The following is a 15,493-nucleotide window of genomic DNA, read 5'->3' as shown; positions in this document are numbered from 1 at the left end:
GGTCCATTGTGAGGGCAGATGGTCACGATCAGCGCATCACCCCCGGGGCCGGACCAGTGGGAAGGTCACCGCCTGCCTGATCGACCTGCCGGTCAGCATCATGACGAGCCGGTCCACGCCGAGGCCGAGACCGCCGGTGGGCGGCATGGCGTACTCCAGCGCGCGCAGGAAGTCCTCGTCCAGCTCCATCGCCTCCGGATCCCCCGCCGCGGCCAGCAGCGACTGCTCGGTCAGGCGGCGGCGCTGCTCGATCGGGTCGGTCAGCTCGGAGTAGGCGGTGCCGATCTCGATGCCGAAGGCGACCAGGTCCCAGCGCTCGGCCAGTCTCGGATCCCCGCGGTGCGGCCGGGCCAGCGGGGACACCTCCGCCGGGAAGCCGGTGTAGAAGACCGGTCCGGCGGTCCGCTCCTCCACCAGCCGCCCGTACAGCTCCATGATCATCGCACCCCACCCCCATTTCGGGTCGTACGGCACTGCCAGCCGGTCGGCCAGCTTGCGAAGCTCGGGCACCGAGGTGTCCGCGGTGACCTGCTCCCCCACCGCCTCCGAGAGAGCCTCGTTCACGCCGGTCGTCCGCCAGCTCCCGGAGATGTCGATCTCCTGACCGTGCCTGCGGAGCACCGGCGCGCCGAACGCCGCGACGGCCGCCTCCTGGATGATCTCTCGGGCGAGGTCCTGCATCGTCCGGTGGTCCGCGTAGGCCTGGTAGACCTCCAGCATCGTGAACTCCGGATTGTGTTTGTGGGAGACCCCCTCGTTGCGGAAGGACCGGCCGAGCTCGAAGACCCGCTCCACCCCGCCCACGCACAGCCGCTTCAGGTGGAGCTCCGGTGCGATCCGCAGATGGAGCCTCAGGTCGTAGGCGTTCATGTGGGTGGTGAACGGCCGGGCGTTGGCGCCGCCGTGGACGGGCTGCAGGATCGGCGTCTCGACCTCCAGGAAGCCCCGCCGGATCAGGGCGGTGCGCAGGCCGTACAGGGTCGCGCTCCGGATCCGCAGCATCTCGCGGGCGTCGGGGTCGGTCACCAGGTCGAGGTAGCGCTGCCGGGCGCGGGACTGCGGACCGGCGGGGCCATGGTGCCCGCCGGGCAGCGGGCGCAGGCATTTGGCGGTCGGCGCCCACTCCTCGGCGAGCACCGACAACTCCCCGGCCCTGCTGGTGACGACTTCGCCACTGCAGCCGACGTGGTCGCCCAGGTCCACGGTGGCGCGCCAGCGATCCAGACCCGCGGCTTCGGTGATCATGAGTTGGAGGGTGCCGCTCCAGTCGGCGATCGTGGCGAACAGCAGCTTGCCGTGGTCACGGACCAGCATCACCCTTCCGGTGACCGCGACCCGCTCTCCGGTGTGCGCGTCGGCGGCCAGGCCGGGGTGGGCCTGCCGTACCTCGGCGGCGGTGTGGGTGCGCCGGTGGCCCGGCGGGTACGGATCGCCGCCCTCCGCCCGGATCCGCTCCAGCTTGGCCAGGCGGACCCTGACCTGTTCCGGTACGCCGGCGCCGCTCCGCCGGCCGTCGCCTTTCTCCGGCGCGCGGCCCTCGCGGGCCGGGTGCGGGCCGTCCGCCACCGGGCGGGCCGGGCTCTCCCCGCGCCGCAGCAGCGTGGGCAGGCTCGGCCCACGCCCCAGGAAGCCCTCGGCGATCGCCGAGGCGAGGCCGACCTTGGGCAGGTCGCGACCGTCTTCGTAGGCGAGGTAGCGGGGCACCCACTCGGGGCGGTATTTCACGTTCGACCGGTACAGCGACTCCAGCTGCCACCACCGGGAGAAGAACAGCAGCATTCCCCGCCAGGCCCGCAGCACCGGCCCGGCGCCGATCCTGGCGCCCTCCTCGAAGGCGGCCCGGAACACCGCGAAGTTCAGCGAGATGCGCTCCACGCCCAGCGCGGGCGCCTGTTCGACGAGGCCGGAGACCATGAACTCCATCAGGCCGTTGTCGGCGTCGCGGTCGCGGCGCATCAGATCCAGGGAGAGACCGCGCTCCCCCCACGGCACGAACGACAGCAGCGCGGCGTGGCCGTCGTCCGGCCCGAGAGCCTCCACCAGCACGCACCTGCCGTCGGCCGGATCCCCCAGGCGGCCCAGCGCCATGGAGAAGCCGCGTTCGGCCTCGGTGTCCCGCCAGGCCTCGGCCCGGTCGATGATCCGGCGCATCTCCTGCGGGGTCAGCTCCTCATGCCGCCGGACGCGCAGGGTGTATCCGGCCCGCTCGACCCGGTTGACCGCCTGCCGCACCCCGCGCATCTCCCGGCCGCACAGGGTGAAGCCGGCCACCTCGATCACCGCCTCGTCGCCGAGCTGGAGCACCCGCAGCCCCGCGCGGTTGTAGGCCCTGGCGCCCTCCTCGCTCGCTCCGATGGCCGCCGGGGTCCAGCCGTACTCCCCCGCCTGGGCCATCCACGTGCGGATGGCCGGCTCCCACGCCTCCACGTCCCCGATCGGATCGCCTCCCGCCAGGCTGACTCCGGCGACCACCCGGTAGGAGACGGCCGCCTTGCCGCTCGGCGAGAAGATGGCGGTCCGGTCCCTGCGGGTGGCGAAGTATCCCAGCGAGTCGCGTGCGCCCGCGCCGGCCAGCAGCGCGCGCAGCCGGGCCTCCTGCGCCGGGGGCAGCTCGGCGCTGGCCTGCTGGGAGCGGAACAGCACCAGGAAGGCGGAGAGGATGGCGACGGCGGTCAGCAGGCCCACCACGAAGCCGACCCAGGCCGGCGGGTGGCCGACCCGGTCGAGGTCGAGGGTGACCGCGCCGCCCAGCGCCTTCTCCAGCGCCCAGGCCGCCCTGCCCCGCGCCGCCAGCGTGCCAGGGAAGAGCGTGACCAGCAGGTAGGCGACGCCGAAGGACACGGCGAACAGGACGGCGAGCGTGAGCAGGGCCTTGCGGAAGGCGCCGCGCTGCACCTTGGCGTAGAACTCCTGGCGCGCGCACACCAGCACGACCAGCAGGCCGGCAACGAAGATCAGGTTGATCGTGCCGGTGACCAGGAACCAGGTGGACTCCAGCCCGCGGACGGCGCTGTCGTACAGGAGGTGGATCAGCCACAGCAGGAACACGTCGAGCAGGACAGTCAGCGACAGCAGCAGCACGAGCAGCCAGTAGGCCGCGCGCTTGTGCCGGGCGACGGCTCCGGCGAGGATCGCCAGGAAAACGGCGTAGCCGAGGTTGGCCTCGACCGAGAAGAGGCTGGTGCTGATCACGTCGGTGACCGGCCGCAGCAGCCTGCGCAACGGCCCGACGAGCGTGATGAGCGCCGAATAGACCGCCAGCACCGCGAAGAACACGCTCAGCGCCCGAGGCACCACCGCCCTCCAGCGCCGCTCCCACAACCGAGCTGCCATCATCACCCCCGAGATGATCGCCACTCAAATCGTATACCCGGCTACGTATTGTGAAATCTGCCGAGCTTACGGACTGCTTCGGTGATCGCTTCGGGGCGGTCGAGCTGGACCTCGTGCCCGCTGCCGGGAAGGGAGACCAACTCGGCGTTCAGGAGCCCGGCGAGGTCGTGATGACAGCGATCCTGCGGGCCGGCGCTCAGGATGACGGCGGGGACGTCCGGAAAGGGATGGGTCCGGCGCAGCTCGTCGAGCTCGACGGCCATGTCCGGGTAGGCGAGCCACTCGGCCGCCGCGGCGGCCAGGACCGGGCCCCTGCCGTACACGCTCCGGGCGCGCTCGTGCGGACCCATGACGAGACGATGGGCCAGGGGCAGTGCCAGGCGGGTGAGGGCGGTGGCGCCGAACGTGCCGCCCAGCGCGGGCAGGATCCGCTGGAGGGCGTGCGCGACGGCCGCGCGCGGGGCGCCGCGTGGTCGCGGCGCGGACACACAGCTGGGATCGACCAGCACCAGTCCCGCCACCCGCCCGGGGTGGAGCCGGGCGAAGGCCTCCGCGTGCCAGCCCGCCACCGAGTGGCCCACCACCACCGGGAAGCGCGCGAGTGCGCCGATCCGCTCCGCCTCCTCGCGCAGCGTGGGCGGGCCGCGGTGGCCGGAGCTGAACCCCAGACCCGGCCGGTCGAACCGGATCACGGTGTGGTCGCGGCGCAGGTCGGCGGCGACCCGGTCCCAGTGGAACCAGGCGCCGGCCATTCCCGCGCAGATCAGCACCGGCGCCCCGGCCCCCTCCAGCAGGACGTGCGACTTCGGCGGGGCGGGCGCCGTCCGATCCCGCCACAGCGCGACCCCCAGCAGCAGCAGCCACAGCCCGATGACCGCGACCTGGAGCCGCTGCGCGGTCCCCACCGGGGCGGCGAGAGCGATGGCCGCCAGGGTCCACACCGTGGCGGCGGCCGCGAGCGCGGCCAGCGCCGCCCCGCCGTATCCGATCAACGGCCACCTGCGGCGCCGCAGCGCGCTCACCGGCAGCGCCACCAGGCTGAGCACCGCTCCCGTGGCCGCCAGCGCGCTGGTCACCGTGTGGATCCGGTGGGCGGGCGAGACCCGGCCGGCCGCCTCGGCCGCCGCGCACGACAGGTCGCTCACCGCGGCGCAGTCCAGCGGGAACAGGCCGCTGTCCAGCACCGTCATCCCGCCCAGCAGCGCGAGGCCGAGCCAGCCGGCCGCGCCCCACCGGCCGGGACGCTCGTCGGGCACCAGCGCCACCGCGACCAGGCACGCGATCCCGGCGGCCACGTCGGCGCCCCTGACCAGCCATGACCACGGCTGGTCGGCGGCCGCCAGCTCGCTGATGTACGCGCCGGAACGGCCGATCCCGGAGTTGAGGAACTGCGCCGGCGCCCAGGCGCTGTAACCCAGGGCCGCGACGGCGAACGCGCAGGCCGCGATCCGGGTCAGCCTCCGCCGGGCACGCATCGTTCTAGAGTCCGGGGGCGCCCCAGAGCGGGAACCAGCGGCCGAGATCGGGCTCGATCGGCAGCTCGTCCTCGATCGCGGCGCGCACCTGAAGCTCCAGCGCGTTGTCCCGGTGCTGGCCGGACACCGGCGCGAACGGGTAGAACGTGCCTCTCTTGTAGAGATAGACCAGCGCGAGCTTGCGGTCGGCCAGGTCGGTGAACGCGATCAGGGAGCACAGTAGGGAGGGGCCGAACCCCGCCGACTCCAGGGAGGAGTTGACCGCGTGCAGGTCGGTCACCAGCTCACCGAGCTGCTCGGGCGTGCGGCGCGCCAGCAGCCAGGTGTAGCCGTAGGTGTCGGTGGACTGCTCCACCGGCGGGCCGCCTCCGGCGGCGAGCAACCGGGTGACGTCGCGCTCCAGCTCGGCGAAGGCCCCTCCCTCGGCCTCGCGGAAGCAGACCGACCCCGTCCCGGTCGGCGCCAGTTCCGTCGCCGCCTGCAGGGTCACCGCCGCCGACGGCAGCGCGAACAGCGCGTCCAGGTCCGGCTTCGCGGGTTCGGTACGGCCCAGCAGCGCATCCCACCACTTCACCGCTCACACTCCCTGTCCGAGCCGGGCGGAGATCTCGGCCAGCTGCGCAAGACGCCGGTCCAGCGGCGGGTGGGTGGCGAACAGCGAGGCCAGGCCCGCGCGACCGGACAGCGCGGGGGCGAAGAAGAAGGCGTTGAACGGCTCGGCCTCGCGCAGGTCCCGGGTCGGGATGCGGGCCATCTCGCCGCTGATCTTGACCAGCGCGCTGGCCAGGAGCGAGGGGCGCTGGGTGAGCAGTGCTCCGGCGCGGTCGGCGGCCAGCTCCCGGTAGCGGGAGAGGGCGCGGGTGAGCAGGAAGCTGATCGCGTACACCACGGCCGAGACCAGCATGATGATCAGGCCGATCGGCAGGCCGCCCCTGTCGTCGCGGTCGCGCCCGCCCAGGCCGCTGTAGAGCGCGAACCTGGTCATGAGCCCGGCGACGATGCCCAGGAAGGAGGCGATGGTCATCACCGCGACGTCGCGGTGGGCCACATGGGACAGCTCGTGGGCGAGCACCCCTTCGAGCTCGGCCCGGTCCAGGCGGCGCAGCAGCCCGGTGGTCACGCACACCACGGAGTGCTTCTGGTTACGGCCGGTGGCGAACGCGTTCGGGACGTCCGAATCGGCGATCGCCACCCGCGGCCTGGGCATGTCCGCCATCGCGCAGAGGCGGTCGACCATGCCGTGCAGCTCCGGGGCCTGCTGCGCGGTGACCTCACGCCCGTGCATCGCGAACAGCGCGATGCGGTCGGACATGAAGTACTGGACCAGCAGGGTGCCGCCTGCGATCAGCAGCACCAGGATCGTCCGGACCCCCAGAGCGACCAGCACGCTCACGAAGACGACATACAGCAATCCCAGCAGGAACATGGTTACGACCATGCGACTGGTCAGGCCCCGGTCCGGGGCGAACCGGGTGTGTGCCATATGCCCAAACTATCCGGGAATCAGCCCCTCGTTGCCGAGCATCTCCCGCACTTCCTCCATGGAAGCGTCGGCCGGAGGCAAAATCAGCTCGGAGGACTCCAGGCTGTCGTCCGCGAGCGCCTTGCCGACATGGCGGACCTTGTCCAGCAGGTCGTGCAGGCAGGCCCGGAAGGCCCCCTCGTCACCGGACTCGATGGCCGCCTCGAGCTCACCGTCCAGGGCGTTGAGGACGTCGAGGTCACGAGAATCGATCTCGATCTGGCCCTCGCCCATGATCCGAACGATCACAGCCCCTCCCCCGGCTGCCGGTACTGCTGGGTCTGGGGGGACTGCGACTGCTGCGGCTGCTGGTGGGGCGCGCCGGACTCGATCGCGCTCTTGGGCGCGGGGCCCTGACCGAGCTCGGCCTTCATCCGGGCGATCTCCAGCTCCACGTCGTGGCCGCCGCCCATGCGGTCCAGCTCGGCCTGGATGTCGTCGCCGCGCTGCCCGCTGAAGTCGTCGAGCGCGCCGCTGGCCAGCAGCTCGTCGATGGCGCCCGCGCGGGCCTGCATCGAGGCTGTCTTGTCCTCGGCCCGCTGGATGGCCAGGCCGACGTCGCCCATCTCCTCGGAGATCCCGGAGAAGGCCTCGTTGATGCGCGTCTGCGCCTCGGCCGCGGTGTAGGTCGCCTTGATCGTCTCCTTGCGCGTGCGGAAGGAGTCGACCTTGGCCTGCAGCCGGTGCGAGGCGGTGGTGAGCTTCTCCTCCTCGCCCTGCAGGTTGTCATGCTGCACGCGCAGGTCGGCGATCTGGGTCTGCAGGCTGGAGCGGCGGGTCAGCGCCTCGCGGGCGAGGTCCTCGCGACCGACGCCGAGCGCCTTGCGGCCCTGCTCCTCGAGCTTGCGCGACTGGGCCTCGATCTGGTTGATCTGCAGCTCCACCCGCTTGCGCGAGGTTGCGACGTCGGCCACGCCCCTGCGCACCTTCTGCAACAACTCCAACTGACGCTGGTAGGAGTAGTCCAGGGTTTCGCGCGGATCCTCCATCTTGTCCAAGGCGTTGTTCGCCTTGGACTTGAAGATCATGGAAAGTCTCTTCATCACGCTCATGCGCGTCGGCCGTCCCCTTCTTCAAATGCGCTTCGGATCACCCCAGTGATTCCAGCCCCCCATGGAAAGCAGCGGAGCCACCTAGGGTTCACCCTACGCATAACGTACGAGGGCGTCACTAAGTTGCGGTCCCGGTAGGCTGACGATGTGTTCCGACGTACCCAGACCACCGCGGACGACGCCCCCGTCTCCGCCAACGATCCTAAGCCTGCGGGCAAGGGGCGTCCCACACCCAAGCGCCGGGACGCCGAAGGCCGTCGCCGTCAGCCGGTGAACGCCCCCCAGAACCGCAAAGAGGCCTACAAGCAGCTCCGCGAACGCCAGGCCACCGACCGCGTCAAGGCGCGCGAGGGCATGATGCGTGGCGACGAGCGCTACTTCCCGGCACGCGACCGGGGCCCGGCCCGCAAGTTCGCCCGCGACTGGGTGGACTCCCGCCGGATCATCAGCCAGTACTTCCTGCCGTTCTCGCTGCTGATCCTGCTGCTCACCTGGGTCCCCTTCCCCGCCCAGGTCCGCAGTTACGTCTATGCCGCCGTCATCACGGTCGGCTGGCCGCTGATGATGGTCGGCGTCCTGTTCACCTCGGTCTGGGTGTCCTGGAAGGTCAAGAAACTCGCGGCCGAGAAGTTCCCCGGCGAGAGCCTCAAGGGCGTCGGCTTCTACGCCGCCATGCGGGCGCTGCAGATCCGCAAGCTGCGCTTCCCGCCGCCCGCCTTCCTGCCGGGCGGCCGGCCCGTCCCGGCGAAGAAGTAGCCGAAGGCTTCCGAGGCCCCGTCCCCTCCCGGGGGCGGGGCCTCGCTCGTTCCTCTCGCCTCTCGCCTCGCCTTTCTCGCCGGCCTCTCTCGCCAGGTGCTCTCCGGGGAACGGGGTTTCGGCCGTGCCCCGTCCTCTCCGCCCCGTTCTCACTCTCCCTCGGCCCATGTCCAGCCCTCGGCCCATGTCCAGCCCTCAGCTCACGGCCGGACCTCAATCCGCGTCCGGCCCTCAGCCCACGTCCGCGACCTGCCAGTCGAGCTCGCCCTCGGTGACGAGGGGTTTCCAGTAGCCGACGGTCCCGCCGGTCTCCAGCGCGTCGGCGGTCGCCTTGAGCAGCGCGTAGTGCGAGCGGATCGAGACTTGGCCCGGCGTGAAGCCCATCCCGCTCTCGTTGTCCGTCTCCCCCACGTCGTGCCGCACCGAGTCGATCACGAGGTGGTCGCCGGATCCGTCGGAGCCGACGGGGATCATGCGCCCGTCCCACCACTCCGCACGCGGCTCGGAGTCCTCGTCCTGGTCATCGGTCCCGCACAGCGTCCGCCAGGTGTCGCGGATCTCGCGCACGCCCAGGGCCGTGTCGCCCAGGAATCCGAACGGCCGGGCCCCGCTCGTCATCGCGGCCCCGTTGTGCCGCAGCAGCGAGGCGCGCAGGTCGTTGGGGAAGCGCAGGCCCATCTGCGCCTCCGCGACCGCGATCGTCCGGGCCCTGGCGGGCGGGCGGAGCGTGCGGTGGCTCGCGGGCGCGTTGGCCTTCAGCCACCTCTCGATCCGTCCCCACTGCCGGTTCACCGCCCGCACCACCCGCGGGCTGAGCGGCCTCGCCCTCGGCGCCCGCGTCACGGGGTGGCAGTCCGCGTCGGAGACCGGCTTGTACGGGTACGGCTCGGTGGTGGCCTCCGGGGCCGGGCTCGTCTCCGGGTCCGAGACGGTGGTCGGCGTCTGCAGATCCTCCCCCCGTGCCTGGTCGAAGAGGTCCTGGGCACTGGGGGGCCGCGCCTCGCAGAGCGTCTCGGCCCTGTCACCGCCGACGTCCGGCGGCACCGCGCTCGCCATCCCGCCCCGCTCGCACGAGCCGACCACGGTGGCGAAGGCCGGCCCGACGGCCGCTTCCTCGGAGGTGGCCGCCTCCTTGGAGAAGGTCGCGTTCTCCAGGGCCTGCGTGCCGAGCACCAGCAGGCACAGCGCGACCGCGACGGCCCCCCAGCGGGTCAGGCGGCGCCGGGTGAGGGAGTCCAGGGGTTCCCGCGCCGGCAGTGGCGTGGTCAGGAACCGGGGGATGTAGGGCCTGACGGCGTAGCGCTTGAGATCCTCGGCGGTGGGGGTGCCGAGGATCGGGGCGGGCGGCCAGGACGGCGCGGCTTCGCGCTCGGTCTCGACCCGGGGGGCGGTCTCGGCCTCACCCCGGGGAACGGCCCCGGGGACGGCCACAGGCCGCCGGCGCAGGCGCAGGCGCAGGATCGCCACGACGACCGCTGCCGCCACGGCGGCCGCGAGCGCGAGCCGTACCCATCGAGAAGTGATCAAGCGCAACACGCCGGGCAGAGTATCCCGAATCGGTCTGCCACATGACACCTACTAGGGTCTTGGGCATGGAATTCCGCCACCTTGGCCGGAGCGGTCTCATGGTCAGTGAGATCAGCTACGGCAACTGGATCACTCATGGCTCCCAGGTCGAGGAGGATGCCGCCAGGGAATGCGTGCGGGCGGCGCTCGACGAGGGAATCAGCACCTTCGACACTGCCGACGTGTACGCGGGGACCAGGGCGGAGGAGGTGCTCGGCCGCGCTCTGAAGGGTGTCCGCCGCGAGTCTCTGGAGATCTTCACCAAGGTCTACTGGCCCACGGGTTCCGGCCCCAACGACCGCGGCCTGTCCCGCAAGCACATCACCGAGTCGATCCACGGCTCGCTGCGCCGCCTGCAGACCGACTACGTCGACCTGTACCAGGCCCACCGCTTCGACCACGAGACCCCGCTCGAGGAGACCCTCAAGACCTTCGACGACCTCGTACGGCAGGGCAAGGTCCTCTACGTCGGCGTCAGCGAGTGGAACGCCGACCAGATCGCCCGGGCCCTGAAGATCGCCGATGAGATGGGCTTCGACCGCCTGGTCTCCAACCAGCCGCAGTACTCGATGCTGTGGCGGGTCATCGAGGCCGAGGTCGTGCCGCTGTCGGAGAAGGAAGGCCTGAGCCAGGTCGTCTGGTCCCCGATCGCCCAGGGCGTGCTCACCGGTAAATACCTGCCGGGCCAGCCGCCGCCGGCCGGCTCCCGGGCCACCGACCCGACCGGGGGCAACTTCGTCTCCAGGATGCTCGACGACGACCTGCTGACCCGGGTCCAGAACCTGAAGCCGATCGCCGCCGACCTCGGCCTGAGCATGGCCCAGCTCGCGGTCGCCTGGGTGCTGCAGAACCCGAACGTGGCCTCCGCCATCATCGGGGCGACCAAGCCCGAGCAGGTCCGCGACAACGTCAAGGCCTCCGGCGTGAAGCTGGACGCCGAGGTCATGTCGAAGATCGACGATGTTCTCGGCTCGATCGTCGAGCGGGACCCCGCCAAGACCGTCAGCCCCGAGAAGCGCCCGTAGTCATCGAAGCGAGCGAAATCCCTGGGTTTCCCATTCCCGAATGGGAAACCCAGGGATTTCGTCGTTCACTCCGGGCGCAGCGACATCTTTTCGTATTCGACCCGGTCCTCTTCGAGAAGAGTCACCTTTTCAACCCCGGATTCCAGCAGTTCACGCCAGCTCTCACCGAGCCACGACTCCGCATCCGCCTGGCTCGGGAACGTGTCGGACGGCGCGACCCCCTCGGTCACCACACCGCCATTCGCGTTTTCGTAACGCCAGTGCCAAGCCATGCCGCACGCTCCTCTCGCGGGTTTGCCGGTGCCTCCCACGGCTCAGCGAACCCTACATCCCCGAGACTGAGGGCCGGCGGAGGGCGAAGGCGTGATCGGCATCCGGGACGCGCCCACCGTCGGGGCACCGTGGCCCACGCCCATACGCTGAGACCGTGAAGGTCCTGATCTCCGGCACGGCGGCGGCACACGGCTGGCCCGTTCCGGGCTGCGGGTGCGCCTCCTGCGCGCGGCTGCCCTCCGGTCATCGCCGCCCCACCGAGATCGCCCTCGCCGATCCCGTACGGCTGCCGCCCGCCGGCCCGCTCCCCGCCGGCTACCGCGCCTCGACCGGCCCCGACGGTCTCGCCCTCACCGCCCCCGGCGGGGAGCGGATCCTCTATGCGGCGCCGCACGCCCACCACGTCGTCTCTTTCCCGGACGGGCACGGCGACCGCCCCGGCGGGCACGGCGAACGGCTCGCCTGCGATCTGGTGCTGATCGACGTGCTGGACCGGCCGGAGCGGCTGGGAGATCTGCGCCGCCGGGGCGTGATCGGCGAGCGGACCCACATCGTGGCCGTGGGCATCGATCACCGAGTGCCGACGGAGGCGGAGCTGGCACGGCGGGCCGCACTGTGGGGGGTGCGGGCCGTACCGGACGGGACCGTTCTCGACACCGGCGAGCCCGTGCCCGTCCGGCCCCCGCGGCCGCGGCGGACCCTACTGCTGGGCGGGGCCCGCTCGGGCAAGTCGGCCGAGGCCGAACTGCGGCTGGCGGGTGAGCCCGAGGTCCTCTACGTCGCCACCGGACCGTCCGGCGGCGACGACGCCGAGTGGGATCGCCGGGTCCGGGCGCACCGGGAGCGCCGACCGGCCCACTGGGGCACGGCCGAGACCACCGACCTGGCCGGGCTGCTGCGAACCGCCGAGGTCCCGCTGCTGGTCGACGGGCTCGGCACCTGGGTCGCCGCGGTCTTCGACGAGTGCGACGCCTGGTCGGACCCGCGCGCCGGGGAGGCGGTCACGGCCCGGTGCGACGAACTGGTCGCCGCGTGGCGGCAGACCCGCGTCCAGGTCGTGGCGGTCTCCGACGAGACCGGGCTCGGCGTGGTGCCCGCCACCTCCAGCGGCCGGGCGTTCCGCGACGCCCTCGGCCGCCTGAACCAGCGTCTGGCCCTCGAATCCGAGGACGTCGCCCTGGTGGTCGCCGGCCGCGTCCTTCCCCTGCCCGTCTGAGCGGGCGCATGCCCGTCCGGGCGGGCGCGTATCCACCCGAGCGGACACGTGCCCGTCCGAACGGACGCGTGCCCGTCCGAACGGACGCGGGGCGACCACCGCCCCGGAGCCCGCGGGCTACCATCGACGACCGTGTCTGGAACGCCGCCTTCGGAAAATCCCGCCACGTTCGCCGACGGGGTGCGCCTCGCGATCGGCACGTTGAGCGTGTTCCCGGTCCGCCCGGGGGTGGTCGATCGCAGGGCCGGGGGGATCGCGATGACGGTCGCCCCGTTCGTGGGGGTGCTGCTCGGGATCGCCGGCGCGGCCGTGCTCGTCGCGGCGCTGTGGCTGGGGATCACCCCCCTGCCGGCGTCGGTGCTGGCCGTGGCGGCCCTGGCGCTGCTCACCAGAGGGCTGCACCTGGACGGGTTGGCCGACCTCGCCGACGGGCTGGGCAGCGGCCGGCCGGCCGAGCGGGCGCTGGACATCATGAAGCGCTCCGACATCGGCCCGTTCGGCGTCGTGACGCTGGTGCTGACCCTGCTGGTGCAGGTGGCGACTCTGTCGGAGGTCACCGCCGCGGGAGCGGGCGCGACCGCGCTGGTGACGGCCTGCGTGGCCGGGCGGCTGGCTCTCACGTGGGCCTGCCGCGCGGGCGTCCCCCCGGCCCGTCCGGACGGCCTCGGCGCGATGGTCGCGGGCACCGTGCGGCGTGGCCCCGCGCTGGCCGTGACGGCGCTCGTGCTCGTCGCGCTCGTGGCCCTGACATTCCCCTCCTCCGTCGGCGCCTTCGGATCGCCGTTCCCGGTCCCGCCGCCCGGCACCGGACCCTTCAGCGGGATCGAGGCCGCGGCGGGGGTGACGACGGTGTCCGGTATCCAGGAGCTCCCGTCGGAGGGGACGATGGCCGCGGCCGGTACGGATCTCGGGCCGTCGTCCGAGGTCTGGGGTCCGTGTCTGGCCGTCCTCGCCGGGCTGCTGGCCGCCTGGGCCCTGCGGCGCAGGGCCGTACGGCGACTGGGTGGGATCACCGGGGACGTGCTCGGCGCGCTCGTCGAGATCGCCACGACCACCGCGCTGCTGGTGTGCTCGGTGGTCATCGGCTGACCCCCTCAGCGGTGGTCATCGGCTGACCCCTCAGCGGCGATCATCGGCCGATGGCCCCTATGACGGTCACCGGACGGCCTCCTCAGACGGCGACCGGGGCGGGCGGGCGGATCGGCCACCGTTTGAACAGCACGGCGGCGACCACGGCCAGCAGCGCCGATCCGACCAGCCCGGTGATCCCGGCGACGGCGAGGTCGGGTGGGGCGGCCGCGTCGCCGACGAGCAGTACGAGACTCGCCGACGCGTTGAGCGCGCCGTGGCCGATCACCGCGGGCCAGACGCTGCCGGAGTAGAGGCGTAGCCAGCCGAGCACGGATCCGTAGACGACGCAGAAGATGACGAACATGGGCGCCGCCCACGCGCCGAGTTCGGGATAGTTGTAGCCGCGCAGGGTGAGCGGGGCGTGCCAGGCGCCCCAGATCACTCCTGAGAGCGCGAGCGCCCGCCAGGTGCCCAGCGGCGTCAGGCGCGGCAGCAACCAGCCCCGCCAGCCCCATTCCTCCCCGAACGCCGCGATCGAGTTGATCAGTGGAGCGATCAGGAAGGCCGACGCGAACTGCACGGCGGCGAACGACCGGGGGTCCACCGGCAGCGCCCGTCCCCCGGTGGCGCCGACCAGGCGCTCGCGCAGCAGGCTGAGCCCGTCGAGGTCGAGGGTGAACGCCCCGAGGACGGCGCTGAGCGCGATCGCCAGAACGACCAGCAGCGGGGTGCCGAGCCAGGCCAGCGCGACGAGCGCGAGCGTGCGTCCCCGCCGCCCGCCCGAGGTCAGCCCCGTCCGCCCGGCCCACTCGCGCCAGGAGGTCCCCGGTGCGCCGCGCCGCCTGCCGTACAGCCAGACGGCGAGGACGCCGAGCGCGGGGGTGAACATCATCGGGACGCCGGCCGCGAGGACCAGCGGGGAGGCGAGCGAGGCGTCCGCCAGCCAGATCGGCAGGGCGCACAGCCAGGACAGGACGAACGCGACGAGCAGGAACAGCCACAGGTCGATCGGACGACGCGACATGGCACCACCTTCGGGAGGTCGTCGAGGAACCCCGGGCACCCCGCCGGCACGCGGCCGGCGGGGTGCCCGGGGTCGCGTGCCGGAAGGCTGGCCGGCTTGGTCAGGAACGTGGTCAGGAGGCGTTGAGGACGAGCATTCTCGGAGGGCGGTCAGGAGGCGTTGATGACGAGCGTTCTCGGAGGGCGGTCAGGAGGCGTTGATGACGAGCGTGTTCAGGAGGGCGGCGCCGTGCTCGGCGTCGTCGACGGAGACGGCGAGCCGGGCGCCGGAGGCGTAGCGCACGACGAGGCACTCCCCGCCTCGGATCATGACCGTCGTGGCGCCGGGCAGGCCGCGAAGGCCCCAGCCGCCCACCTCGCGGGGGGAACGCTCCTCCGCCCAGGCCCGGTCCAGCTTGGCGAGCGGAACGTGCCTGCGGGGCAGGCGCAGCGGGCCGTAGGAGATCCGCAGGCCGTCCTCGGCGATCCGCACCCGCACCGAGCTGACCGCCACGGCGGCGAGACCGGCGACGACGATGATCGCGGCAGGGGGCCGAAGGCCGGTGTCCCCGCCGAAGGCCCCGGCCACCAGCAGGCCCGCCCCGGCGGCGGCGAGGGAGGCACCGGCGGCGACGAGCCAGCCGTTGCGCGCGTAGGAGACCCAGGCCGTGCGCTGGCCGGGGCGCAGGTCGAGCAGGTCGCCGTCGGTGTCTCCCCGGTGGAGGACCTCGTCGGGGCCGGGTCGGGCGGCGAGCGCGCCCAGCCAGCCACCCAGGATCAGCCCGGCGGGCGCCAGCAGCACGGTGAGGGACAGTCCGCCCGCCCGCCGCCAGTCGGACGCACCGAGGTTGGCCGACACGACGGCGAGCTGCATGGCCAGGCTGAACAGGCCTCCGGCGCCCAGCGTCGCCCCGAGCCCCGTCCGGCCGGCGCGACGCCGCAGCGAGCCGGAGTCGACGAGGGCTGCGACGCAGGCCCCGCCGCCGACCAGCAGCCATGTCCCCACCCCGAACGCGAGCGCGACGGCGAACGGCGCCGACCCGTCGGGGGCGCCCGACGGCCCCCAGTGGAAGGCCATCGGGTCGGGCAGCCGATCGCGCAGTGCCAGGGGCACCGCGGCCAGCACGGCGGCCACCAGCGCCACCCAGACGGTGGCCACCGAAACGAATCGGCCTCGCAAACTCATGACGGTCCTTTCCTTC

At 72.6% G+C, this 15,493-nt stretch carries 14 protein-coding genes; 4 read left to right on the top strand and 10 right to left on the bottom strand.

The window, feature by feature from the left end:
- Window positions 1–36: 36 nt before the first annotated feature.
- From lysX to ACQPYK_RS14235, 6 genes are read right to left on the bottom strand one after another with little or no spacing between them, the layout of a single operon-like run.
- Entirely contained in the window at window positions 37–3,357 is a 3,321-nt protein-coding gene (gene lysX, locus ACQPYK_RS14260; protein ID WP_433255193.1) for a bifunctional lysylphosphatidylglycerol synthetase/lysine--tRNA ligase LysX, read from the bottom strand.
- A 17-nt stretch (window positions 3,358–3,374) separates the two neighbouring features.
- The gene (locus ACQPYK_RS14255; RefSeq protein WP_433255190.1) at window positions 3,375–4,808 is read right to left on the bottom strand and encodes an alpha/beta fold hydrolase; all 1,434 of its coding nucleotides are present in this window, start codon (window positions 4,806–4,808) and stop codon (window positions 3,375–3,377) included.
- 4 nt (window positions 4,809–4,812) lie between these two features.
- Window positions 4,813–5,382 carry a PspA-associated protein PspAB gene (pspAB, locus tag ACQPYK_RS14250; protein ID WP_433255187.1) on the bottom strand — a complete coding sequence of 190 codons (570 nt, stop codon included), beginning with the start codon at window positions 5,380–5,382 and terminating at the stop codon, window positions 4,813–4,815.
- 3 nt (window positions 5,383–5,385) lie between these two features.
- On the bottom strand, window positions 5,386–6,291 hold the full coding sequence (gene htpX, locus ACQPYK_RS14245) for a zinc metalloprotease HtpX (protein WP_433255185.1): 906 nt from the start codon (window positions 6,289–6,291) through the stop codon (window positions 5,386–5,388).
- 9 nt (window positions 6,292–6,300) lie between these two features.
- Window positions 6,301–6,579, bottom strand: coding sequence for a PspA-associated protein PspAA (gene pspAA, locus ACQPYK_RS14240; RefSeq protein WP_433255183.1), 279 nt, complete (start codon window positions 6,577–6,579; stop codon window positions 6,301–6,303).
- Entirely contained in the window at window positions 6,576–7,382 is an 807-nt protein-coding gene (locus ACQPYK_RS14235) for a PspA/IM30 family protein (RefSeq protein WP_433255180.1), read from the bottom strand. Before ACQPYK_RS14235 ends, pspAA begins: the two co-directional genes overlap by 4 nt.
- A 147-nt stretch (window positions 7,383–7,529) precedes the next feature.
- Between ACQPYK_RS14235 and ACQPYK_RS14230 the strand changes: the two genes are divergently transcribed.
- The gene (locus tag ACQPYK_RS14230; RefSeq protein ID WP_433255177.1) at window positions 7,530–8,138 is read left to right on the top strand and encodes a DUF3043 domain-containing protein; all 609 of its coding nucleotides are present in this window, start codon (window positions 7,530–7,532) and stop codon (window positions 8,136–8,138) included.
- 231 nt (window positions 8,139–8,369) lie between these two features.
- Here the strand turns inward: ACQPYK_RS14230 and ACQPYK_RS14225 are convergent, their stop codons facing one another.
- Complete coding sequence (locus tag ACQPYK_RS14225) at window positions 8,370–9,674, bottom strand: SMI1/KNR4 family protein (RefSeq protein WP_433255175.1); 1,305 nt, start codon at window positions 9,672–9,674, stop codon at window positions 8,370–8,372.
- A 56-nt stretch (window positions 9,675–9,730) separates the two neighbouring features.
- Here ACQPYK_RS14225 and ACQPYK_RS14220 point away from each other — a divergent pair, with 56 nt between their 5' ends.
- Window positions 9,731–10,729, top strand: a complete 999-nt coding sequence (locus tag ACQPYK_RS14220) for an aldo/keto reductase family protein (RefSeq protein WP_433255173.1) — start codon at window positions 9,731–9,733, stop codon at window positions 10,727–10,729.
- Between the two features lie 65 nt (window positions 10,730–10,794).
- Here ACQPYK_RS14220 and ACQPYK_RS14215 read toward each other — a convergent pair whose 3' ends face one another.
- A complete protein-coding gene (locus tag ACQPYK_RS14215) occupies window positions 10,795–11,001 on the bottom strand; it encodes a hypothetical protein (RefSeq protein WP_433255171.1) in 207 nt (68 codons plus the stop codon).
- Window positions 11,002–11,156: 155 nt separating this feature from the next.
- Between ACQPYK_RS14215 and ACQPYK_RS14210 the strand changes: the two genes are divergently transcribed.
- Entirely contained in the window at window positions 11,157–12,218 is a 1,062-nt protein-coding gene (locus ACQPYK_RS14210) for a bifunctional adenosylcobinamide kinase/adenosylcobinamide-phosphate guanylyltransferase (protein WP_433255169.1), read from the top strand.
- Between the two features lie 132 nt (window positions 12,219–12,350).
- Complete coding sequence (locus ACQPYK_RS14205) at window positions 12,351–13,307, top strand: adenosylcobinamide-GDP ribazoletransferase (protein ID WP_433255167.1); 957 nt, start codon at window positions 12,351–12,353, stop codon at window positions 13,305–13,307.
- Between the two features lie 82 nt (window positions 13,308–13,389).
- Here ACQPYK_RS14205 and ACQPYK_RS14200 read toward each other — a convergent pair whose 3' ends face one another.
- Both ACQPYK_RS14200 and ACQPYK_RS14195 read right to left on the bottom strand, forming a co-directional pair.
- Complete coding sequence (locus ACQPYK_RS14200; RefSeq protein WP_433255164.1) at window positions 13,390–14,313, bottom strand: lysostaphin resistance A-like protein; 924 nt, start codon at window positions 14,311–14,313, stop codon at window positions 13,390–13,392.
- A gap of 186 nt (window positions 14,314–14,499) precedes the next feature.
- Window positions 14,500–15,477 (bottom strand): DUF1648 domain-containing protein, encoded by a 978-nt coding sequence (locus tag ACQPYK_RS14195; RefSeq protein ID WP_433255162.1) that lies wholly within the window; start codon window positions 15,475–15,477, stop codon window positions 14,500–14,502.
- Between the last annotated feature and the right edge of the window lie 16 nt (window positions 15,478–15,493).

It is taken from the genome of Streptosporangium sp. CA-135522 (assembly GCF_050949235.1).
In the GTDB taxonomy this organism is placed as follows: domain Bacteria; phylum Actinomycetota; class Actinomycetes; order Streptosporangiales; family Streptosporangiaceae; genus Streptosporangium.
The sequence above is the reverse complement of the archived record's forward strand: the minus strand, read 5'-3'. Positions and strand labels throughout refer to the sequence as shown.